The sequence below is a fragment of the Sutcliffiella horikoshii genome, from assembly GCF_021991925.1.
Classification (GTDB): Bacteria; Bacillota; Bacilli; order Bacillales; family Bacillaceae_I; genus Sutcliffiella_A; species Sutcliffiella_A horikoshii_F.
On record NZ_RXZI01000002.1, the window covers coordinates 787,398 to 810,093 of the forward strand.

Annotated in this window: 23 protein-coding genes; 20 read left to right on the plus strand and 3 right to left on the minus strand. The window is 40.1% G+C overall.

Annotation, left to right across the window (positions count from 1 at the left end; translation table 11 throughout):
* Positions 1-23: 23 nt before the first annotated feature.
* On the minus strand, positions 24-1,184 hold the full coding sequence (locus EKQ44_RS09215; protein ID WP_237663237.1) for a dicarboxylate/amino acid:cation symporter: 1,161 nt from the start codon (positions 1,182-1,184) through the stop codon (positions 24-26).
* A 436-nt stretch (positions 1,185-1,620) separates the two neighbouring features.
* Between EKQ44_RS09215 and EKQ44_RS09220 the strand changes: the two genes are divergently transcribed.
* The 12 genes from EKQ44_RS09220 to EKQ44_RS09275 all read left to right on the plus strand — a co-directional run bounded on the left by EKQ44_RS09220 (position 1,621) and on the right by EKQ44_RS09275 (position 12,908).
* Positions 1,621-1,818, plus strand: a complete 198-nt coding sequence (locus tag EKQ44_RS09220) for a cold-shock protein (RefSeq protein WP_060665583.1) — start codon at positions 1,621-1,623, stop codon at positions 1,816-1,818.
* 305 nt (positions 1,819-2,123) lie between these two features.
* Positions 2,124-2,900: an SDR family oxidoreductase gene (locus EKQ44_RS09225; protein WP_237663238.1), complete on the plus strand. Its 777-nt coding sequence runs from the start codon at positions 2,124-2,126 to the stop codon at positions 2,898-2,900.
* 43 nt (positions 2,901-2,943) lie between these two features.
* A complete protein-coding gene (locus tag EKQ44_RS09230) occupies positions 2,944-3,405 on the plus strand; it encodes a hypothetical protein (protein WP_237663239.1) in 462 nt (153 codons plus the stop codon).
* 7 nt (positions 3,406-3,412) lie between these two features.
* Positions 3,413-4,435, plus strand: coding sequence for an alpha/beta fold hydrolase (locus tag EKQ44_RS09235; RefSeq protein ID WP_237663240.1), 1,023 nt, complete (start codon positions 3,413-3,415; stop codon positions 4,433-4,435).
* Positions 4,436-5,137: 702 nt separating this feature from the next.
* Positions 5,138-7,219, plus strand: coding sequence for an ATP-binding protein (locus EKQ44_RS09240; RefSeq protein ID WP_237663241.1), 2,082 nt, complete (start codon positions 5,138-5,140; stop codon positions 7,217-7,219).
* A 28-nt stretch (positions 7,220-7,247) separates the two neighbouring features.
* Positions 7,248-7,985, plus strand: coding sequence for a LytR/AlgR family response regulator transcription factor (locus tag EKQ44_RS09245; RefSeq protein WP_237663242.1), 738 nt, complete (start codon positions 7,248-7,250; stop codon positions 7,983-7,985).
* A gap of 401 nt (positions 7,986-8,386) precedes the next feature.
* The gene (locus tag EKQ44_RS09250; RefSeq protein WP_237663243.1) at positions 8,387-8,524 is read left to right on the plus strand and encodes a sporulation histidine kinase inhibitor Sda; all 138 of its coding nucleotides are present in this window, start codon (positions 8,387-8,389) and stop codon (positions 8,522-8,524) included.
* Positions 8,525-8,809: 285 nt separating this feature from the next.
* Entirely contained in the window at positions 8,810-9,115 is a 306-nt protein-coding gene (locus EKQ44_RS09255; protein ID WP_237663244.1) for an antibiotic biosynthesis monooxygenase family protein, read from the plus strand.
* Entirely contained in the window at positions 9,112-9,534 is a 423-nt protein-coding gene (locus tag EKQ44_RS09260) for a hypothetical protein (RefSeq protein ID WP_237663245.1), read from the plus strand. The genes EKQ44_RS09255 and EKQ44_RS09260 overlap by 4 nt, the downstream gene beginning before the upstream one ends.
* 364 nt (positions 9,535-9,898) lie before the next feature.
* Positions 9,899-10,198 carry a DUF3817 domain-containing protein gene (locus EKQ44_RS09265; protein ID WP_237663246.1) on the plus strand — a complete coding sequence of 100 codons (300 nt, stop codon included), beginning with the start codon at positions 9,899-9,901 and terminating at the stop codon, positions 10,196-10,198.
* Between the two features lie 135 nt (positions 10,199-10,333).
* Positions 10,334-11,473, plus strand: a complete 1,140-nt coding sequence (locus EKQ44_RS09270; protein ID WP_414491278.1) for a metallophosphoesterase — start codon at positions 10,334-10,336, stop codon at positions 11,471-11,473.
* Complete coding sequence (locus EKQ44_RS09275) at positions 11,463-12,908, plus strand: DEAD/DEAH box helicase (RefSeq protein ID WP_237663338.1); 1,446 nt, start codon at positions 11,463-11,465, stop codon at positions 12,906-12,908. The genes EKQ44_RS09270 and EKQ44_RS09275 overlap by 11 nt, the downstream gene beginning before the upstream one ends.
* A 268-nt stretch (positions 12,909-13,176) precedes the next feature.
* Here the strand turns inward: EKQ44_RS09275 and EKQ44_RS09280 are convergent, their stop codons facing one another.
* Complete coding sequence (locus tag EKQ44_RS09280) at positions 13,177-14,571, minus strand: YjiH family protein (RefSeq protein ID WP_237663247.1); 1,395 nt, start codon at positions 14,569-14,571, stop codon at positions 13,177-13,179.
* A 152-nt stretch (positions 14,572-14,723) separates the two neighbouring features.
* Here EKQ44_RS09280 and EKQ44_RS09285 point away from each other — a divergent pair, with 152 nt between their 5' ends.
* Positions 14,724-15,341, plus strand: a complete 618-nt coding sequence (locus EKQ44_RS09285) for a DUF6944 family repetitive protein (protein ID WP_237663248.1) — start codon at positions 14,724-14,726, stop codon at positions 15,339-15,341.
* Positions 15,342-15,406: 65 nt separating this feature from the next.
* Here the strand turns inward: EKQ44_RS09285 and EKQ44_RS09290 are convergent, their stop codons facing one another.
* On the minus strand, positions 15,407-16,381 hold the full coding sequence (locus EKQ44_RS09290; protein WP_237663249.1) for a S8 family peptidase: 975 nt from the start codon (positions 16,379-16,381) through the stop codon (positions 15,407-15,409).
* 275 nt (positions 16,382-16,656) lie between these two features.
* Between EKQ44_RS09290 and EKQ44_RS09295 the strand changes: the two genes are divergently transcribed.
* From EKQ44_RS09295 to EKQ44_RS09325, 7 genes are all read left to right on the plus strand, one after another.
* Positions 16,657-17,004 carry a lmo0954 family membrane protein gene (locus EKQ44_RS09295; RefSeq protein WP_237663250.1) on the plus strand — a complete coding sequence of 116 codons (348 nt, stop codon included), beginning with the start codon at positions 16,657-16,659 and terminating at the stop codon, positions 17,002-17,004.
* Positions 17,005-17,024: 20 nt separating this feature from the next.
* Positions 17,025-17,678: a PspA/IM30 family protein gene (locus EKQ44_RS09300; RefSeq protein ID WP_237663251.1), complete on the plus strand. Its 654-nt coding sequence runs from the start codon at positions 17,025-17,027 to the stop codon at positions 17,676-17,678.
* 84 nt (positions 17,679-17,762) lie between these two features.
* On the plus strand, positions 17,763-18,488 hold the full coding sequence (liaF, locus tag EKQ44_RS09305) for a cell wall-active antibiotics response protein LiaF (RefSeq protein WP_237663252.1): 726 nt from the start codon (positions 17,763-17,765) through the stop codon (positions 18,486-18,488).
* Positions 18,485-19,522: a sensor histidine kinase gene (locus tag EKQ44_RS09310; RefSeq protein WP_237663253.1), complete on the plus strand. Its 1,038-nt coding sequence runs from the start codon at positions 18,485-18,487 to the stop codon at positions 19,520-19,522. Before liaF ends, EKQ44_RS09310 begins: the two co-directional genes overlap by 4 nt.
* A 5-nt stretch (positions 19,523-19,527) precedes the next feature.
* Complete coding sequence (locus EKQ44_RS09315; protein ID WP_237663254.1) at positions 19,528-20,160, plus strand: response regulator transcription factor; 633 nt, start codon at positions 19,528-19,530, stop codon at positions 20,158-20,160.
* Positions 20,161-20,262: 102 nt separating this feature from the next.
* Positions 20,263-21,672: a glycoside hydrolase family 28 protein gene (locus EKQ44_RS09320; protein ID WP_237663255.1), complete on the plus strand. Its 1,410-nt coding sequence runs from the start codon at positions 20,263-20,265 to the stop codon at positions 21,670-21,672.
* Positions 21,673-21,699: 27 nt separating this feature from the next.
* A complete protein-coding gene (locus EKQ44_RS09325) occupies positions 21,700-22,449 on the plus strand; it encodes an NAD-dependent epimerase/dehydratase family protein (protein ID WP_237663256.1) in 750 nt (249 codons plus the stop codon).
* Positions 22,450-22,696 lie beyond the last annotated feature (247 nt).

A 22,696-nucleotide genomic window follows, 5' to 3' on the forward strand; every position in this document is an offset into this window, starting at 1 on the left:
GGTGGCCATATAGGCCACCTTTATTATCTAGATTGAGTTAGTTTGTCTACCGCATTTGCAATAGCACCGTCACCAGTTACATTGCAGGCTGTACCGAAGCTGTCTTGCGCCAAGTACAGGGCGATCATCAAGGAAACCATCGTGGAATCGAAGCCCAGCATGGTTTGTAAAAGCCCGATCGCAGCCATTACTGCCCCACCAGGTACACCAGGTGCAGCGATCATTGTCACTCCAAGCATCATGATGAAAGGCAGGACGATTAAGAAGGAATAATCCATGCCATTGATGAACATGATGGCCATCGCACAGGAAACAATTGTGATCGTACTTCCAGATAGATGGATGTTCGCAAGCAATGGAACGGTGAAGTCAGCCGTTTTCTCCCTCACTCCCATGTTTTTTGTACGTTGAAGAGTAACAGGGATCGTAGAAGCGGAAGATTGTGTCCCAAGAGCTGTGAAGTAGGCAGCCATCATGGATTTTAGCATCGTAAACGGGTTCTTTTTCGATAAAGCTCCGCTTGCAGAGTATTGTAAAAGTAACATGGTAATGTGTAAAAGTATGATAAGGACAAAAACTTTGGCAAAAACACTGATAATTGTCTGGACTTGTCCACCGTATGTCATATTCGCAAAAATCCCCAAAATATGAATAGGTAGAAGTGGAATGATAACTTTAGAAATAACCAGTTCGATGATACTTCTGAACTCTATCATTGCTGTCTTTAATGTCTCGCCTTTAATCACCGACATTCCAAGTCCTAGAGTGAAAGCGATGATAAGTGCGGTCATCACCTCAAATGGTGCAGGAATTTGAAGCTCCAGGAAGGGGTTCAGCAAAGCTTCCTCTGGATTGTCCATCGCACCAGAAAGGCTGGCATTTTTTAAAAGCGATGGATATAAGGAACTTGCCGCAAAGTAGGCCAATGCTCCTGCTGCGATTGTAGAAAGGTAGGCAATGGAAGCGGTGAGACCTAAAAATTTCCCTGCTCCCTTCCCGATTTCCCCAATACCAGGTGCAATGAATGCAATAATGATAAGCGGTATGGCGAATCCTAAGAAGTTACCGAATATCTCATTAAAGGTGACAAATATTCTTACAAACCAATCAGGGGCAAAACTCCCGATTGCCACTCCTAATAGAATGGCTACAATAATCCTTGGTAAAAGTCCGAATTTCCTCATGGTGTCCTCCCTATAAATACAGTTGTCTATACTATGTTGAATATTGTACTATCTTACATAATCCCCAGGTAAAAAGAAAGATAAAATTGTCCTCATTTTAAAAAACTTTTTTCCAATAACTTTTTTCGTGGGGGAGAGTTTTGATCATACAAGTATAAAAAAATGATGGATGGGTACAATACTACAGAAATTCACCATCGTTGCAGCAAATCTTATAAGTCTTCACCCGTAACAAGTATGACTTTTCAAATGGAAGTTACTAGCAAAACCAAATAAGACTTGATTTTTCGTTACATAACCTCTATGATTAAGTTAATTGTTTTTGTTCGGTAAGGCTGATAGAAGGAATTTACTTCAATGTTTTTCGTCTTGAAAGATTATGCAGAGCAAGAATGGTAATACAATTGTGGAATGTTCCACTGTAGGAGGAAACATAATGTTAGAAGGTAAAGTAAAATGGTTCAACGCTGAAAAAGGTTTCGGTTTCATCGAAGTAGAAGGACAAGACGATGTATTCGTACACTTCTCTGCTATCCAAGGCGAAGGTTTCAAATCTTTAGAAGAAGGTCAAACAGTAACTTTTGAAATCGAGCAAGGCGCTCGTGGACCTCAAGCAACTAACGTTCAAAAGTAATTTTTGACGTCAGGTAAAAAGGCTCTCCATCTGGAGGGCCTTTTTTGCGTTGTTTTTTGATCGAATAGTTATAAGTAGCAACCCAACTCTTCCATATATCAATCAAGTTTGAAAAATATCAAATAAGTCCTTAATATAATCTCCTAACTTCCACAACACCTCTTCATACATAGTACAAACTTCCGCCTCCACTAATTCATCAATTTAGACACCTCTACAGTGCTTCTCTACTATACTATATGGAATCTATTAAATATTACTAGTTTTGTATTGGAAAGACGCAAAACATCAGAGGGGGAACAAAAATGGAAGTAAGGGACTTATTCAATCTGGAAAATAAAACAGCCATTGTGACAGGTGGAGGCAAAGGGCTTGGTGCTCAGATAGCGACGGCACTTGCTGAGGCGGGAGCGAATGTCATTGTATGCTCGCGTGATTTGGCCTCCTGCCAAAAAGTCAGTGAGGAGTTGAGAAAGAAGGGTGTTAAGTCGATGGCTTTTGCCTGCGATGTTACCGAAGAAGAAGAGATTCAGCATGTTATCGACGAAACGGTGAAGCAATTTGGTTCTTTGGATATCCTAGTGAACAACAGTGGAACATCGTGGATGGCTCCGACACTGGATTTACCGTCAGACAAGTGGGATAAAGTCATGAATGTGAACCTTAAGGGGCTTTTTTTATTCAGCCAAAAGGCAGCAAGAGTCATGGTGAAACAAGGTGGAGGCAAAATAGTCAATATTGCTTCCGTTTCAGGGCTTGGAGGGACAGACCCAAGTTTAATGGACACCATTGCGTACAATACGAGCAAAGGGGGAGTCATCACCTTTACGAAAGACCTTGCAGTGAAGCTTGCTCCACATAACATTCAAGTGAATGCCATTGCCCCGGGGATGTTCCCAACAAAAATCACTAAAAGCATCATTGAACATTCCGCTCCAACATTGAAAGAACAAATTCCCGCAAAACGATTTGGAGGAGAACACGACTTGAAGGGGGCGGCTGTATTCTTGTCTTCTGGAGCATCGGATTATTGTGTAGGGCACATTTTAATTGTGGATGGAGGGATGACCAGCTTAATTTAGTTAAAGAAGTCAAAATTGAAAAGGATGAAAGGGTGAACCAACCATGTTGGGTTCCAATGAAAATAGAAAAGAAAGGAACAAAAGATTAAAAGTCAAAGCAATTCAACTGGAAAACCAATTGAATCAGATGATAAAAGATGGGCTCAATCGCGAGTCAATTTTGCCTATCCTTGAGATGGAAAGTGAGTGGAAAGCTGAAAAAATACGCAGGATTAGAGAGGAAGTAGAAGTCCTGTCTTTGCAATATAATTTCCCTACTAAAAATGATGTGGCAAACATAGCGAGATTGCTTATTCAAATAGAAGAAAAAATTGATCGTTTGGAAGAGAATATGCAAAAGTCGAATTACCAAGTAGTTCAATCGGAAGTACAGAGCCCAAAGCCCAAGAAAAATATGGTGAAAGTAATAGTGGAAGACATGATGCAACGTCAAGCGATTGTATCCCAGCGCCCAGGAATCAATGAGAAAGTTGTCCGCCCGAAAGACGGTGAGCGCATTGAGTGACTATAAGATGGATACTTGGAAGAAGAAAATGATTCATTATAACGAGACGCCTTATAAGGATGGAGTTACCCCAAGAGAGTCCATTTGGAAAAAGAATAAAGCGACCCTTTGGTATTACAAGGCACCCGAAAAAAAATACAACATCCCCATTTTTATCATCTACTCCTTGATCAACCAACCCTTTATACTAGATCTGCAAACTGGCGGCAGTACCATTGAAGCACTTGTCCAGAGTGGGTTTGAAGTCTATATGATTGATTATGGCAAGCCGGGTTTAGAGGATAAGGATATGACCCTTAGTGACTATATTACCTATTATATACAGCCAGGCATGAAAGTGGCGCTCAATCACTCCAGAGCAAACGAGATGACGATTATGGGGTACTGCTTGGGGGGGACGCTTGCAGCAATCTATGCCTCTGTTGCGGAAGAACCAATAAAAAATCTTATCTTGTTTGTTACACCAATGGACTTCGAAACCCCTGCATACCTTGACAAATGGGTAAAAGCTTTACGAGAAGGAGAAGTTGATAGGTTCAAATATGTGGAGGAACTAGGGGTCATCCCTGCTTCTCATGTAGAAGCTGGAATAAGAGTGATCACTTCTCCTATATATCTCACTCCATACCTTTCGCTCCTTTTAAATCGGCAAGATAAAGCATACGTGGATAAATGGCTACGCTTCAATACATGGACAAAAGGGCATATTCCCTTAACAAGCGGGGTTGCCAAGCAGATAACGGAGGACTTGACAAAAGAAAACAAGGTCATTAGAAACCTTATGGAAGTGGACGGAAAAAAGGCAAGGCTTTCTAATATTACTGCGAATTTATTGGTGGTTGGCACGGAAGGCGACCGTCTTGTTCCACTTGATCACATACTGCCAATTATGGAAAAGGTATCTAGTGTGGATAAGCAAACTCATATTCTCAAGGGGGGGCATACTGGAACTTCTGTACGTAATGGCAAACTTCCAGCCTATTTGGATCACTGGTTAGATGAACGTTCAAGTCCCATAGAACAAAAGTAAGGGAGGAGTCAAAATGGATTTTTTATATCAGAATACAAAATTGGAATTGGATCCTTATGTGGAATACATGGGCATAGGAGCTACGGTTTTTAAGATGTTTCTAACTTATTTAAAAGAAAACCAATAGATAAGCTTTTTTAAGCTTCTCTCAGACTGTATACAAACCATGCATAATTATTAGACAGTATGTACTGTTGATCCTCGTTACAGCCGATCCGTTTTCGGCGGGAGGTGCGGGAGTCTTCGCTTCCAATTTCGATCAACAGCTGAATAATAATTAACATCACTATACAATGAGAGAAGCTTTTTGAAGCATTTTACTGCTTGTAATATTCTTTTAACAAGGTAAATAATGTTAAGTTTGAAGGGGTCAAACATTATTCCAGTAAAGGAGTAAAGATTTTGCCTCGTATTATTAAAAAGTAGTAAAAAGCTTGTGAAATAAGGGTGTTTAGGCTTGAAAAGAGGAAAATCGCTACATGAAAAGTTTGGTTTTGGGTGGTTGTTCAATAGTGTTTAGTTGTAAAATAGCAAAGCATACATATGGAGTATAAGAAACAGACGGTTCAAATAATCGATTATAAAAGCTATAATGCTTATAGTACAAGTATCAATGTGCTATCTTTACAAAAAAGTTCACGCATGTACGGCCATATAACATCACCTACCTTTTACTTTTTCTTATTATTAGGTAAGTCATGCATGATACGAGGAATTACTTGTCTCTTATATGATGATTATGAAATACATCCTTTGATAAGTGAAGGGAAGGGGTTGAAGATAATCGGTATAAATAGTTTGCCTACCTTAAAAACTGATGCTGAAAAAGCACTGGATATAACTAAAGGGTTTATCTTGTTTGATTCTGACCTAAAAGTCAGTTCGATTGATAATGGTGCCAAGCAAATCCTTGGACTATCCAATCAAGCTGTAATAGGTCATTTTCTTCCTAATTTATTAGATAAAGATGTATTCGAGATATTACTTAATAATATATACAGTGTAATACAAGAAGATCTATTTGTACAACAGGATTTTAAAGTTTCAGATCATCCAGTTCAATGGTACAACACAACCATTTTCCCTATTTCTAAAAATCGCTATTCGATCCTATTAGTGGATAACACCAAGCAAAAAATAATGGAAAAATCGCATATAAACAACAATGAAAAGCTGAAAGTTCTTTATGATACAGCTTCAAAGCTGACCACGATGAAGAATCCGAAGGAATTGCTCGATTCATTATTTGATAGCTTAGCACAAGTATTGGACTTGGATATTTATATCAATTATATATGGGATAAAGAGCAGGAACGCCTTGAATTGGCAAACCACAAAGGTATCTGTAATGAGAAAACCGAATACATGCGTTTTATTGAAAAAGGTTCTGCTGTCTGTGGGACTGTTGCACAGAATATGAAGAAAATGGTTGTGGAGAATGTAGAATACTGCCCTAACCCCAAAGTTGATCTCATTCGTTCTTTTGGAATAAAGGCATATGTGTGCGAGCCGTTAATATCATTTGGAGAGCTTGTCGGGACGATTTCTTTCGGTTCCAAGAAACGCACCACTTTTAAATCAGAAGAACTTGATTTAATTCATTCCATTTGTCATCAGGTTACCATCGTATTGGACCGCATGACAAAGGTGGAAGAATTGACTCAAAATACGGAAACGTTGGAAGTGGCAAATCTGCATCTGATGAAAAATGAGAGAAAGTTCCGGGATATCTTTGAAGGAGCTCAGGTTGGAATCCTCATTATTGATAATGATGGGAAAATCATCGAGTTGAACCCTGCTGCTGGATACATTTTAGGGGTTCATAGTGAAAGGCTCAATGGGGTAAAGGTCACCACTTTCGTCAGTGAAACGAACAAAGTTTCCTTGAGGGAACACGGGGCTCATCTTCTTAAATACGGGAAAGCGCAAGACAATGAATACATAATCATCAGACCAGATGAGTCAGAGCGGATCATCAGTTTTTCTGCTTCAAAGAATATTTCTTATGGGCATCACCTTATCATATTCCATGATTTGACGCTGCAAAAAAATATTCAAAACTCCCTGATTATAGAGAGAAATGAAGCGGAAAGGGCCAGTAAAACGAAGACGAATTTCCTGGCAATGATTGGTCATGAGTTAAGAACACCTCTCAATTCCATTATAGGTTTTAGTCAGGTGCTTGAAGAAGATCAGAAGGATCCGCTGACAGAAAAGCAAAAAAAACGGCTTGCAAAAATTTTATCTTCAAGCAGGCATCTGTTGCAATTAATCAACAATATCCTTGAGTTGATCAGAATAGATACAAAGCCCGAAACCATTAAAGCAAATGTAAAGACGGTACGTATAAAAAACGCGATATGGGATTGTTTACAGGCCAATAAAAATAATGCAGCTGATAATGGAGTGACTCTTCATATTGAAAAAGATGTAGAGGATATTTCCATAAAAATTGATCCGATACGTTTTCAACAGGTATTGGTCAATCTTTTAAATAACGCCATCAAGTACAATAAGAAAAATGGAACGGTCACTCTGTATTGGAGAGTTGATGGTAGTTATCTAGCCATTTTTGTAAAGGATACAGGAATTGGTATACCAGTGGAACACCAAGAAAACATTTTTGAACCATTTTATCGAATCAATCATCCTGCATATCATATTGAAGGTACAGGAATAGGTTTAACTCTAGTTAAACAGAACGTATTCGAAATGAAAGGGACCGTAGGCGTTTCAAGTATAGAGGGAACAGGGAGTACCTTTTGGATAAAGGTACCGCTATAATACATCGAAAGAAAGGGGTTTTCTTCGATTGAAACCAATAAATGTTGTTATTGTTGATGACAATCAAGATTCTCTTGAAATACTAGAATTTTTTATCGGAGAGCTTAAGGAATTTACTATAGTCGATACGTGCAGGACCGGTGAAGAGCTGATTGATAGTGTGATGAAAAATGAGGTGGCTCTTGTCATTGCAGACATTAATATGCCGGGGAAAAATGGTATGGTTGCAATTAAAGAGTGTCTCGAGTTCTCACCTAGTTTAAAGTTCATTTTTGTTACAGGGTATAATGAATTTGCGGTGGAGGCTTTCGCTATTTCAGCAGTGGATTATATTGTAAAGCCCATAGAGAAAATAAGGTTATACAAAGCATTGGAGAGAGCGAAAACACAGCTGGTCAGCGACAGGATGGAATCAGAGGAAAAGTCTTCAAACAAAAGATTATCTGTCCGTTCAAACAGCTCCTTCTACTATATACCTTTTGAGGATATCATTTTCATCGAAAAGTCGGGCAAAAAATGTATTATCTACACAACCAGCCAAGCAGTTGAAACCTATGAAAATATCAGTGATATCTTTGAGCAGTTAGATCAAACTTTTTACCGAACTCACCGCTCCTATATAGTGAATTTACGAATGATATCACATATCACACCAAAAAATGAAACGTATTTCGCCTATTTTAGTAATTTAGAGAAATATGCACATATCTCCAAATTGAAGATTAATGAAGTACAGGAACTATTAGCTCAAATCACGAAAACTTAAATCATTCGTGGTTTGAGTTTTTCTTCTTTCAATAGAATCGAGGGGAAAATACGAATTTTCATAATAATTCCAATAATGTTCTATAATGCAGTTATTATACAGTTGAAATGACAGTGTGGAGCATTGAAAAGCAATAATATTCAGCTAAAAGGTCCGGTGAACATTGGACAAAAACAGGGGATGTTCGTTAGAATACTTATTATAGAGAGAGTGTAATAGAATATTCATCCATCGAATCCTTTCACTTCACATGTAACAATATGGAGCTTGTTTAAAAAGATGAGGCTATCTTACTTAAAATTTTCACAAGCAGTCTATTTTTGTTAGGAAGCTCTTTTTGAAAATTTAATAAAGGTGGCAACATCAAATAAAGAGATATTCGTTATATGGGAGGGGATAGTATGGATTCACTAAGCGATGAATCTTTGCTGGAAGTATATGAAGTAGCTAGGATAAATGACCTGAATGACGACTTCATAAAACTGATATTAGATGAATTAAAGAGAAGGAATATTGAAATTCCCGTCTCTCAAATATAAATAAAATGATAATCTCCAATAAAAGATGTGAGCGAAAAGCCGGCATCTTTTTTTCTGCAGTCTTTTTCGTAAGCTTTTGTGGTTTTTCGTACTTCTGTATCAATCGTTCTTTTCCATACTGTCGTGCTCTTTTCCCTATGTACTAAAACAACTACCTGCATATTTTCGATATATAAGCAGCAAAAAGTCCAATTGCCGACTTTTTGCTCGTGATTAGCAACAATTTTTTAAAAAAAGAGCTTTTCTGCATAAAAATTCTTTGCACCCAGAAAGGGGTCACATATTATGTACATTGTTCACTCTACATTCCAGGTTCCACCTGAAAAGGCTGATGAGGTTATTTCGATTTATCATAATCGTTCCAGATTGGTAGAGAAAGCGGCAGGATTTCAACGCTTTCTACTTCTGCAAAACGAAAAGAAAAGTGGAGAACTCACCGTTTTTATGGAGTGGGATTCCAAAGAAGATTTCCTTGCTTGGGTAAGCAGTGAAGATTATAAGCGCATCCATGAGCTTGAAAAGAAATATCCTGATCAAGAATTGGCTGCAATCATCCCAACCATCACTAGATATAAGGTGGTGTCCACATGACAGACCTGATATTGACACCTACCGTCCAAAAAATAAAAGCGGATATTGGAGATTTAGATGTGACTCCTATCGTTAATAAAGTGGTGAGTACCATGTACCGGGACTTTCCTTACTTGGAGGAAAGGTTTGGAGCCAAAGGCAAGGAGAGAACAATTGAAGATAATTTTTACCATTTCCTATACCTCCATACAGCATACAAACTGAAGGACACGCAAACCTTTGTTGAATACACCTTATGGCTTAACAGTGTGCTCGTAAGCAGAGGTTTGAAAACGGACATGATCATTTATAATTTCGAGAAAATCCAGGAAAGCATGCCAGGACTGTTGGATAGAGAAGTGGAAGAAAGTTTTCTAACCTATCTGAATGAAGGTATCCTTGCACTAAAGGAATATAAGCACCATAACGAGATCAAATAAGCGGAAAGGACAGTGTTGAGGGGAGAACACTGTCTTTCTTATGACTGGAGGTGCTTTGATGTGAAAAGGTATAAGGTGTTCTTTTATGGGATTGGTATTGGTTTCCTTCTATGCACGCTTTATTCGCTTTCTATTTATTTTTCGGATCCAACATGGGGAGATCTAACCTCCCTAGCGTCTTTCATGGTGCTTTTCCCCACAACAATCCTATTGTCATTGATTATACAGGTTACGGTTCTATTACTTTCCAATAGAAAAAAATGACGGGGAAATTCACAGGATTGTCATGGGTACGTGGAAGGGATATGCATGAACTACTTTATAATAGAGGATATATTGTATGGCAAAGGATGGCTGATAGAAAATGACAAACTCTACAATGGGTAGGTTTCGTATGATGGGATTAATAGAAGGCGGTTCGTTGCTTGTCCTTCTTTTCATCGCAATGCCTTTGAAATATGGTTTTGATATCCCGCAAGCAGTAAGTGTCGTCGGGGCCTTACACGGCTTTTTGTTTATCACATATATTCTTTTCATTGCATATATCACGTTTAAAATAAGATGGTCTCTACTGTGGGCTGTAGGCGCTGTGGCGGTTGCGTTCATCCCGTTTGGCAATTTTGTATTTGACAACTATTTGAAGAAATCTTCTCTTGTAAACTGACTCCTCTGGATGGGAGTCAGTTTTTTTGAATGTGAGATTAACCTGTTGCTTACCGTTTCAGGCGCTTCGCTTTGACGCCACTATTCGCTATAATAAATAGAATCTAGTTATCGTATAAAAGGAGTAGTTGCTTTCGTGAAGGTTGGTCGGGTATTATCGATCGTTGCATTTTTTTCATTGTATAATATTTTGATGTTTTATCTGGGGTGGAATGCGTTGATATGGGTAAAGGTAGCATTCTCATTCAAGCATGATGCTTTGTATTGGTTAGCCATCGTCATTTTTTCCTATGCTTATATTTTAGGAAGAATGGTAAAGTGGCTCTCCTCGCTATCCATCCTGGGTTCCATATGGTTTGGGTTCATCCAATATGGGTTGCTTTTGTTCCCGGTAGCTAACTTTGCTGTCTGGCTACTTGGTTTATCGGGAGTTGAAAATGAGATTGCTATTGTCTGGGTTGGGACAGTCACCGCTACCTTGCTTACTGGTATTTTTGCCTTTGGGTTATATAATGCTTATAGCCCGGTCATCAGAAAACACGAAGTGAGCATCCCGAAAAAGAATAAAGTGGAAAAACTTCATATAGCTGTAGCCTCAGATATGCATTTTGGTAAGTTATCAGGTGTTGCTCATGCCAAAAGGCTTGTAAAAACGATAGAACATATTAAGCCCGATATCATTCTTTTGCCTGGAGATATCATTGATGATGAGCCGGAGTATTTTCAAAAGAAGAATATGGGAGCTATCATGAAACAACTCCATGCTCCACTGGGCATTTATGGTGTCCTAGGGAACCATGAATACTACGGAAGAGAAATCCCGGAGTTTCTAAATGAAATGAAGAAGGTGGATATCCGAATATTGATGGACGAGGTAATCAAGGTAGGGGACAGCTTTTATTTACTCGGAAGGAAAGATAAAACGGATTCACGGAGAAAGTCGTTCAAACAACTAATAAAAGAAGTGGAATTAGACAGCTCTATACCCCTGATTGCGATGGATCACCAGCCTGCAGAGTTGAAGGAAGCACAGGAGAGTGGCGTGGACCTCATCGTATCCGGCCATACCCACCGAGGACAAATGGCACCCAACCACCTGATTACTAGCAGGCTTTTTGAATTGGATTGGGGCTATTTGAAAAAAGGTCAGTTGCATGCATTTGTTTCATCCGGTTTCGGCTTTTGGGGGCCACCCTTGCGTATAGGAAGCAGATCGGAAGTAATGCAAATCATCATAAAATTTGAAGAAAAAGAAGGGTTTTCAAATCATGGATAAAACTTTCCAGAAATTTATGCTTGGTGAAGAGATCATTAAGGCATTGACAAGTCTTAACTATATAGAGCCCACCAATGTTCAAAAAGAAGTAATCCCCATCGCACTGAAGAAAAGGGATATTATTGTAAAATCACAGACAGGGACAGGGAAAACGGCTTCTTTTGCTGTCCCTCTTTGTGAGCTTGTCCAATGGGAGGAAAACAAGCCACAGGCTTTGGTGCTCACTCCAACCAGGGAGCTTGCTGCCCAGGTGAAGGACGATATAACGAATATCGGCCGCTACAAGCGGGTCAAGGCCACCGCTATTTTTGGAAAGCAATCCTTTCATAAGCAAAAGCTTGAATTGAAGCAAAAGTCTCATATAGTGGTAGGTACACCTGGTCGAGTGCTGGACCATCTTGAAAAAGGTACGCTTGAGGTGGATAAACTGATGTATCTTGTCATTGATGAAGCGGATGAGATGTTAAACATGGGGTTTATCGATCAAGTGGAGGCAATCATACAAAAGCTTCCAGCGAAAAGGGTAACCATGTTATTTTCCGCGACCTTGCCGGATGACATCTCCCATTTATCCAAAGAATACATGACAGATCCTGCTTTCATAGATATAAAAGCCGAGGCTATTACATCACATAGGATCAAGAATGTTGTGTATGAAGCAGAAGAAGAAAAGAAATTTGCCATATTGAAGGACATTACAGTAGTGGAAAATCCTGATAGCTGTATCATTTTCTGCGCAACACAAGAAGAAGTGGAAAGGGTTTTCCGTAAACTGCACCGTTCCGGTTATCCTTGTGGTAAATTGCATGGCGGCCTTGTCCAGGAAGACAGGTTTTCAGTGATGAATGCTTTCAAACGGGGAGAGTTCCGCTATCTTATCGCAACGGATGTGGCGTCAAGAGGAATAGATATTGAAGATATAAGTCTGGTTATAAACTATGATATCCCTTCCGACAAAGAGCGATATGTACACCGTATCGGCCGCACAGCGAGAGCCGGAAAATCAGGCAAGGCTATCACGTTAGTGACAGAGCGGGAAACAGCTCATCTGTTGGAAATCGAGCGTTTCATCGGTGCTAGATTTTCAAAAGCTGATGCGCCAAATCGGGAGCTTGTCGCAAAGTCTGAAAGGTCTTTTTTAGAAAAGATAGAGAATAGACCAACCAGGAAACAAGAAAGAGCCGCTAAATTGGAGCAGGATATCATGAAGCTCTATTTTAACGGCGGTAAGAAAAAGAAAATCAGAGCGGTGGACTTTGTAGGTACCATTTGCCAAATTGAGGGCCTGACATCAGAAGATATAGGGATCATATCCATTCAGGACAATCAAACCTATGTGGATATTTTAAATGGAAAGGGTCCTGTGGTATTAAAAGAGATGAAGACCCGCACAATTAAAGGAAAACAGTTGAAGGTGCATGAGGCACGACAATAAAAAGTTGCTTTTCAATCAAAAAAGCTCGCCTATTTCCCTAATCGGAAAGGGCGAGCTTTTTAATTTTTACAGCTGTTGCTTGTAGCGACAATGTTCCGTCCCCTCAAGTTTTTTGGAGGTTTGCAACGGTTGGCTTCGAGATATGGCTAAAATAATGTTTTGGCAACTCGCCTTGTTTCGGCACGAACTCGGCATATTTCCGCGTCAACTCGCCTTTCACACCAGTACGAAGGTTTCCACCTAGCATCAAGGTCGCCCCACGTAGATCTTAGAAAAAGAACAAATGAGCCATAAGTGCTGCAACAGGCAATGTAATGATCGTTCGTTGCAGGAAGATGATAAAAAGTTCCCATATGGATAGCGGAATTTTGGATTTAATTAAAAGAATTCCGATCTCCGACATATATATTAACTGAGTCAATGACATTACAGCAATGACAAACCTGGTAAGCTCCGATTCAATCCCACTTCCGATGACTGCCGGAAGGAACATATCTGCAAACCCCACAATCATGGCCGGTGCGGCAGCCTGGGCTTCAGGAATCTGCAAGAGTTGAAGGAAAGGGATGAATGGGTAAGATAGAATATTAAAGACTTCTGTAAATTCCGCGACGACTAGGGCGATTGTCCCTAGGGCCATCACAAGTGGAATAAGTGCCATCCAAATATCAACTACATTGAAAACCCCTTTTTTCACTACTTGCTTTGCGCTTTTTACTTGTCCCGCTTTATCGACAGCCTGCTGTAGTCCCCATTGGAAACTCGACACTCCGCTTGGAACTTTTTCATCGATTTTTTGTCCAACAGGCTCATAATAAGTATTCTTTTTGCGGGAGAGCGGCGGTATTCTAGGGCAGATGACTGCCGCAATGATTCCAGTTACCACTACTGTAAAGTAAAAAGGTACAAACATATGATCAATCCCAATAAACTTGGCTATGACCAAACTGAAGGCAATCGAAGCAATGGAGAAGTTGGTGGCAACAACAGCCGCTTCCCTTTTCGTATAATAGCCGGATTCATATTGCTGTGTGGTCAACAGAACCCCGACAGTCCCACTTCCCATCCATGAGGCCATGGCATCAATGGAGGAACGTCCCGGAAGTTTGAAGAGAGGATGCATGACTTTTCTGACAAGCGTTCCAATGAAATCCATTAAACCGAACTCTAAGAGGAGTGGCATGAAGAGACTTGCAAATAGAAACCACACCGTCAGAACAGGGATAAGGTCATATAGAACAATGACACCCGTAAATTCGGATGTGATAAAACCAGGGCCAATTTCTGTTAACGTCATTACAGCAAATGCGGCTCCTAATACACGCAGTGCAAGCCATATTGCGCCTACGTTCAGTAAGGAGTCAAGAAAACCATCTTTTTTCAGGAATGGTACGGGAATGACTTTCACTAGTAAACTGCTAATTGCGGAAACTACTAGAACGACTGTCATGAAGGTGGGAATCGCCCCACCAAAGGTAGTCAATACCCAGTCCGCCATGATGCCAAGCCCAATGGTCACATTTCCATTAAAAGATACCGGTATCAGGAAAAGAAGTATTCCAATAAAAGAAGGAATGGCAAATTTCAGGACTTGGGAAGTCGAATAGGTAGGTGCCCCTGTTTCCTTGGGGTAAGACGTTTGTTTGGCAGATTGTGTACTCATAGGCTTTGTCCCCTTTAAAATGATTAAAATGATAGATTATAATATTAATAAAAATAACATTTTACGTATTTTTATACAACCCTGAAAAAGAAGTAACTAGATTTATCTTTCATTTTGGTCCCTACTCCGGACTTTATGTGGGGCGCTGTCATATGCTAGAACATGATGACTGGAAAATAATGCGGCCGAATGTGGTGGTAAGTGATGTAAAGGCGGAATGGTTTATGGGTGATAACTCCAAACAATTGATAGGTGCTTGGACACAAGCGTTAGGAACGGTGGTTGTAGCGATCGGCAGTACCCCTTCCCTTCCCATCCATACAAGTGGTAGAAGAGGGCTTGGTGTAATTGGAAATGTTCTTCAAGCTACAGGAAACGGACTTGAAGCGGAATCACAAAGAAAACTGACTTACGGAAAGCTAGGAAACATCATTCAAGCAACTGGGAATATAACAGTCACTACAGGTCTTGCAATTGATTTTCCTACTGACACAGGGGAAAGGTTAGTGATAAGTGGTGATCTCATTCAAGCACTGGGGGCGGTAACGGCTCTTGGAAGCGCAAATCGGTCCTATGTGGTTATTGGGAATAGCCTTCAGGCGATTGGTAACTCTTTGCAGGCTTTTGGAGGAGTGCGTATTTTAAAAGAAAACGCACATACAATGTGGCAGCCGGGGGACGGTAATGAATTCCTAATTGCTAAAGGTAGCTGGATTCAAGCATTCGGTGCCATCCTATTGGCGATAGGTTTAACATCAGAATGGACATAGTAATTCCCCGATCCTTTTTTACATCATTTGGACCGGGGAATTTTCATATTCTTATACTTTCACTGTTACACGCCAATGCTTTCTGCGATATTGGTTTGTCGCAAATAGTCGGCCAAAAGCTGTGGAGTTGTCAAATAGAGGAGCCCATTTCCTTCCAAGCTTTTTGGATAACCAAGGGGAATGGTTCTTTTAATTAGTTGGGCATAAAGCTCAGGCTCAGAGAGTACGCGTCCAAACTCCTTTTCTGTAAGCTTCTTTATTAAGGCGAGCGCTCCAGCAACATGTGGGGCTGACATGGATGTACCACTGAAAACGGCATATCTTCCTCCTGGTATAGTGGAAATGATTTTCTCACCAGGCGCGACAAGATCAATTTCGTTATTCGAGTTAGTAAAGTAAGAGGATTTACGTTGAAGATTGATAGAACCGACAGAGATTACTTCTGTATAGGCTGCAGGATAGGAAAATTCTTCTGTATGTTGATCTCCATCTCCCTCATTGCCGGCAGCGCATACGACGAGAATGTTATTAGAAATGGCTGCTTTGATTGCATCGTGAAGTTCCGTTACATCGATAGGTCCGCCGAGCGACATAGAGATAATATCTACATTTTGAGAGGCGGCATAATTGATTGCGTTGATAATCCATTCATATTCGCCTGATCCATTTTTGCCTCCAAGCGCCTTGAGAATGAGTAGCTTTGCTTCCGGGGCTACCCCAATAACACCTGAGCCCGGATTTATTGCAGCAATCGTGCCTGCAACGTGGGTTCCATGCCCATTATAATCGGTAAAGTTTTCTGGATCGCCATTATCGTCATCTGTAAAGTTTCTTCCCCCGATAATTCTGCCTTCAAGATCAGGGTGCTGGGCATCACAGCCAGTGTCAATGACGGCTACCACCATATCTTCCCCTTTATATCCAGCCTGCCAAATTGCCGGGGCTTGGATTAGTTCAATGCCTTCAGGGATTTGATGAGTTTCAAATAGCTGGTTTTCCAGTTTATAAGGAATTAAATGGACCAACTTCTCTTTTTGCATACAAAAACGCCTCCTAATCATTATTTTCAAACAGTGTGAAAAAGAAAGAAGGTGTTGCGTGTTAAAGTGTAGCTTTCAGAAGATTCTATCAATAAATGGATAGAATTTCAAGAGGATAATAGACTATGTGCTGGTTATGGATGTTGCAGATGCAGGGAATTCCACTCAGTCCTATTCCCACTAAGCCCCAAGTCTTATCTCAAAATATGGCTAAGGCTCATTATACGAAACCTTTTAGGAAGGTAAGATAAAAACATAGAAGGGAGGAACAAAATATGAAAAAATTTGGATTGTTTTTAGTAGGTGTCATCGCATTCTTTGTTTTGCTTGCCAACATAGGTCCACTATTAGGCTTGGCTGTCAGTTTGGTGGTCACCTACTATGCAGTAAAAGAATTCATTCGTACAGATTCAACGGGTACGAAATTCCTATGGGGATTCATCGCTTTCATCGCCATTGCTTTTTCCATCGCCAATGTCCCTGCAGTCCTAGCGGTTGTAGCAGCGTACATCTTATATGTCGTTTATAAAAATTGGAACAAAGAAAAAGAAAGTAATGACATCATTGAAGCAGGAGACCCATTCACGAACTTTGAAAGACAATGGAATTCTTTAAACAAATAACCAGTTAGGAGAGATGAACAGTGACAAATTTATTTTCAAGAATCAGACAAACGATATCTGCAGATTTCCATGAGGTATTAGATAAAAAGGAACAGAAAAATCCGATAGCGATGCTGAATCAATATTTGCGGGACTGTGAAAGAGAAGTAGAAAAAGTACGTAAACTAGTGGAGAGGCAGAACTTACTTAAAGAAGAGTTTGTGCGCGAGTACCACCAGGCAAGCAACTTTGCTGAGAAGCGTAAAACCCAGGCTGCTATCGCAGAGAAAGCAGGAGAGGCGGAATTGCTCGAGTTTGCAAACCGCGAATATCAGCAATACCAAGATCGAGCTGCCAATTTAAAAGTATCTTTAGAAAAAGTTACAGAGGACTTATCGAACCTTGAGCAGAAGTACGAAGAAATGAAGCATCGTTTGAAGGATATGTATATTAAACGGATGGAATTGATGGGAAGGGAAAATGTAGCTCGTGCCACTCATCGTATGAATCAGGTGGTGGATTCAAGCAAAGGGGAGCATTCCTACACAAAATTCAATGAAATGGAAAGTTATTTAGACCGTTTGGAGCATCAAGTGAACTCAGCTTATCACCGCAATACCATTGATGCCCGCATTGCGGTACTTGAAAAAGAAATGAGTCAAACAGAGGAAAAAACGCATTCTCTTTCTCAGTAAAAACTGCTATTCTAAAAAGGCGTGCATGTTACGCCTTTTTAGGCTGCATAGATCATACACCATACAAAGGGAGGTGCAAGGCGCATGTTAAATAGGATGAAATCGGATTATCTTAGTTTTATCATTTTTATGGGGGCATTCATATTTATTTTGGAGATCCTTTTCTTTAATACGGGCCTTGTATTTTCCTTCCTCTTTTCAGGTTTCCTGATGTATATCGGAAAAAGAAAATGGCATTGGTTGATCGGCAAAGCCCTATTTGTGATTGGCTTGTTATCCATCCTGATATCTATCTTTAATACGATGACCTTCCATTTTCTAATCGTTGCAACGGTACTCTATGTACTATATCAATACCTCCAGGCAAAAAAGCATCCTGTAATGATAAATCCGGTAATTGGACCAGAACATCAAGAGACTGTCATGAGACAACCACAAAAATGGTTTCAAAACAAATTGTTCGGATCGCAGAAAACACCAGATCATTCCTATACTTGGGATGATGTCAATATTCAATGCGGGATCAGCGACACGACCATCGATTTAAGCTATACAGTACTGCCAAAAGGGGAAGCCACCATTTTCATCAGGAATGTGGTCGGTAATGTTCAAATCCTGGTCCCCTATGAAGTAGAACTGAGCGTCCAGCATTCCGTAATGGTCGGCTCCACAAACATACTGGAGCATGAGGAAAAAAGCATTATTAACCAGACGGTGCATTTCCATACAGAAAACTATAAAGAAGCCACACAGAAAGTGAAAATTGTAACCTCTATTTTTGTCGGAAGTCTAGAGGTGAAAAGAATATGAGTGTATTAACAAGACATGTTCTGTATTCATCGCTTATTTCGTTCACTAGCTTTCTTGTACTTGCTGTGGTGACCTTCTTCTTCTTTCCTGTAATCAGTTTGGAGGCATTATGGATTGTAAAAGTATGGGATCTTCCATTTATTTTATTCACGACTATCGTTAGTATTGGGCTAGGCATTATCTTTGGTCTATTATCTGGGCTCTTCTGGAAAAAGCAATGGAACATGGTTTTTGATGAATTAAAAGCCGTTGAACAAGGACGTAGTTTGTCGGAAGCCCCTGGAAGTAGTGTACAAGAGGTCGCCTACATTGAAGAAATAGTTTGGAAGCTACACGGTCAAATTCAGGAACAAACAAAGCTCTCCCAAAAAATCGCAAATGAAAAGGCGGAAGACCTTGAAAATCGGATCCAGGAAATTGTCTCACAGGAAAGAAACCGACTAGCGAGAGAACTTCATGATTCTGTTAGTCAGCAGCTTTTTGCCGCCTCTATGCTCATGTCTGCTTTGACAGAATCGAGTGAGGCCAAGGATAAGGACGAATCAATACAGCTCCGGTTGGTAGAAGAAATGATTCATCAATCCCAACTGGAAATGCGTGCTTTACTTCTGCATTTACGCCCAATTGCTTTAAAAGGCAAAACATTGCAGGAGGGAGCCGAAGAGCTGTTAATGGAACTTATCCAAAAAGTTCCCATGAGTATAAAGTGGAAGATAGAGAATTTTACTATTGATAAAGGGGTCGAGGACCATCTTTTTAGAATTCTACAGGAGACACTTTCCAATATATTGAGGCATTCAAAAGCAAATACGGTGGAGGTTTTGCTCATTCAAAGGGAAAACCTCATCATACTTCGTGTAGTGGATGATGGAATTGGTTTTGATGTTGAGCAAGCCAAAGTCGGCTCCTATGGATTGCAAAATATGCATGAACGGGCAGTGGAACTTGGAGGTACATTAAAGATCGTCAGTGTGGAAAAGGAAGGAACAAGACTTGAAGTCAAAGTTCCAAAATTGGATGTAGAGGGGGCTTGATCAAAATGATTAGAGTATTGTTTGTAGATGATCATGAGATGGTAAGGATTGGTGTAACCGCTTATCTGTCTGCTCAACCTGATATTGAAGTAATTGCAGAAGCAGATGATGGTTCGACTGCCGTGGGTCTTGCCCTGGAGCATAGGCCAGATATCATCTTGATGGATCTTGTCATGAAAGAAATGGACGGAATCGAGGCAACCAAGAGAATCATGGAACAATGGCCAGAGGCAAAAATCATCATCGTCACAAGCTTCTTGGACGATGAAAAAGTATATCCTGCCCTTGAAGCAGGGGCAACCAGCTATATGCTGAAAACTTCCAAAGCAAGTGAAATAGCCAATGCGGTCCGTTCCACCTATAAGGGACAGTCCATCCTTGAACCGGAAGTGGCGGGGAAAATGATGCAGAAGATGCGAAGGAAGACCGAGATCCTTCCTCATGAAGAACTCACCAATAGGGAGATGGAGATTTTACTGCTCATGACACAGGGAAAATCAAATCAAGAAATAGCGGATGAGCTATTCATTGCCCTTAAGACAGTTAAAGTTCATGTAAGCAATATCCTAGCAAAATTACAAGTGCAGGACCGTACTCAGGCGGTTATTTATGCTTTTAAACATTCATTAGTCCAATAATGGGTGTTTTTTTATGTTTTCCTCATTGCCTAAGAAAATGATTATTAAGCTATCTATCTTCTTCTTATATAATGATTGATAAATTCAAGATTATGGAGGTAGATGATGAATAGTAATGGTGGAGATGTCAAAGCAGTAACTATAATATTTCGGGATGTAGAATATGACATTCGTGAATATGGTGCAATTGGTGATGGAAAAACAAGTAACACGATAGCAATCAACCAAGCTATAGAGGAGTGTGCCGCAGAGGGTGGAGGAACCGTCAAAATACCGGCTGGGATTTGGTTGACGGGTCCTATTCGTTTGAAAAGTAATATAACTCTATACCTTGAGGATGGAGCCACGATTTTATTCAGCAAAAATATAGAAGAGTATCCTCTGATTTATTCTTCATTCGAAGGAAAGCAAGTGGTGAGGTGCCAATCCCCTTTAGATGCGGAAGATGTTGTAAACGTTTCCATTATAGGGAATGGGATATTCGATGGGTCAGGGGATGCATGGAGGCCCGTGAAAAAATTCAAAATGACGGATTTCCAATGGAGCCAATTGATTCAATCCTCAGGTGTTATAGATAAAGAACAGGAGATTTGGTGGCCTTCTGAAGGGGCGCTGGAAGGGTCGAAGGCTGTTGCTAGATTGGAACAAAAAGGCTCTAAAGATATCGAGGAGTACCAGAAGTACAAACATTTCTTACGGCCAAATATGGTCAGTTTCAGGAAAAGTAAAGACATCTTGATTGATGGGCCGACCTTCCAAAACTCGCCAGCCTGGTGCATTCATCCTTGGCTATGTGAAAATGTGACCATCCGTAATATAGTCGTGAAAAATCCATGGTACTCACAAAATGGTGATGGTCTGGATTTGGAGTCTTGCAAAGGTGCCAATGTAGAAAATTGTACATTCGATGTAGGGGATGATGCCATCTGCTTGAAATCCGGGAAGGATGAAGAGGGGAGGAGGCTTGCAACCCCTTGCGAGAATATTACCATCAAGAACTGTAAAGTCTATAGTGGTCATGGTGGCTTTGTCATCGGTAGTGAAATGAGTGGCGGTGTAAGGAATGTGAAAATAACTGATTGTACTTTTTTTGGGACAGACACCGGTTTGCGTTTTAAAAGTACAAGAGGACGTGGTGGCATAGTGGAAGATATCGTGGTGGATAACATTAAAATGGTCGGAATTAAAAATGAAGCGATTGTCTTTCATATGTTTTATGAATTAACCGAGGATGAAATAAAGAAAAACATAGCTTTTTCTGATGAAACGCCTATATTTAGGGATATCACCATTCAGAACATCACCTGTTCAGGGGCAAAAAGGGCGATTTTACTGAAAGGACTTCCCGAAAAGCCTTTACAAAATCTTTTGTTTAAAGATATCTATATTAAGGCTAAATATGGTATATATGGTTCCAATGTTCACAATACCGATTTTTCCAATGTTGAAGTGGATGTTCTATTAGGAAACCCTTTTGAATTAGAGGACTGTCAAGGAGTAACGAGAAGATAATTTTTATTACTGGAGGCGGCAAACGGTATGAAAAAAATTGTATTACTCGGTGGAAACGGGACAATAGGGAAAATATTAGTAGAGGGGCTTCGTCAAAACTATGAGGTCATAGTCTGTGATAAGCAAGAACAAAAGGATAGGGCAAATTATCTTCAACTTGATGCTACGAATTATGAGGAGCTTCTGGAGAAAATTCCCCATGATACAGACGTATTGGTGAATTTACTCGCTACAGAAACCAGTCAACACATCGAGGATATCGAACAGTTCAATCAAATGACAGAGGTCTTTTTCAAAGCAGGATACTATCTGTTGGATGTGGCGACTAAACGGAATATTCCAAAGGTCATTATTGCGAGCAGCAACCATGTTACAGATGGATATGAGGAACAAGGCGAATCCTTATTAGGTAGAAAGATCACCACCGAGGATTATCCTTACTCTAAGGGATTATACGGAGTATTGAAGCTTGCTTCGGAGAATGTAGGAAGGTTGTTTGCAGATGAACAAGATGTTTCGGTGATCAATTTAAGGATAGCATCTGTCCCAAAGGATGAAGTACAAGGTATAGAGGAAAATGACAGACTAGTACATACACTGCTCACTAGGGAAGATGTCGTTAATCTATTTGAAGCCGCGGTAAAAGCAGAAGTGAAGTATGGGACTTACTATGGTGTTTCAGACAATCCTGGTGCACCATGGGATACCAGTAATGCTAAGAAAGAGCTCGGATTCAAATCTGAGCAGAATTCCATAGATGTCATGGATGAAAGCTGACGGTAATCGTCAGCTTTTTTTTGGATCACGTTGCTGATTAACTCTTTTATAGGGAGTACAGTATATATATTCAAAAAGTGTAATAGTGTAATCATTTTATAAGTTCCCGTCAAAGAATGCCTATGATATCAATGATTTTTAAGCATAACATGAGTAATTGATTATATTCTAATTGAAAATTCTGAATTAAATTTATCTTAGACGATTTAAGATGACGCTTGCAATCGATAAGCGTTGGTCTCAATTT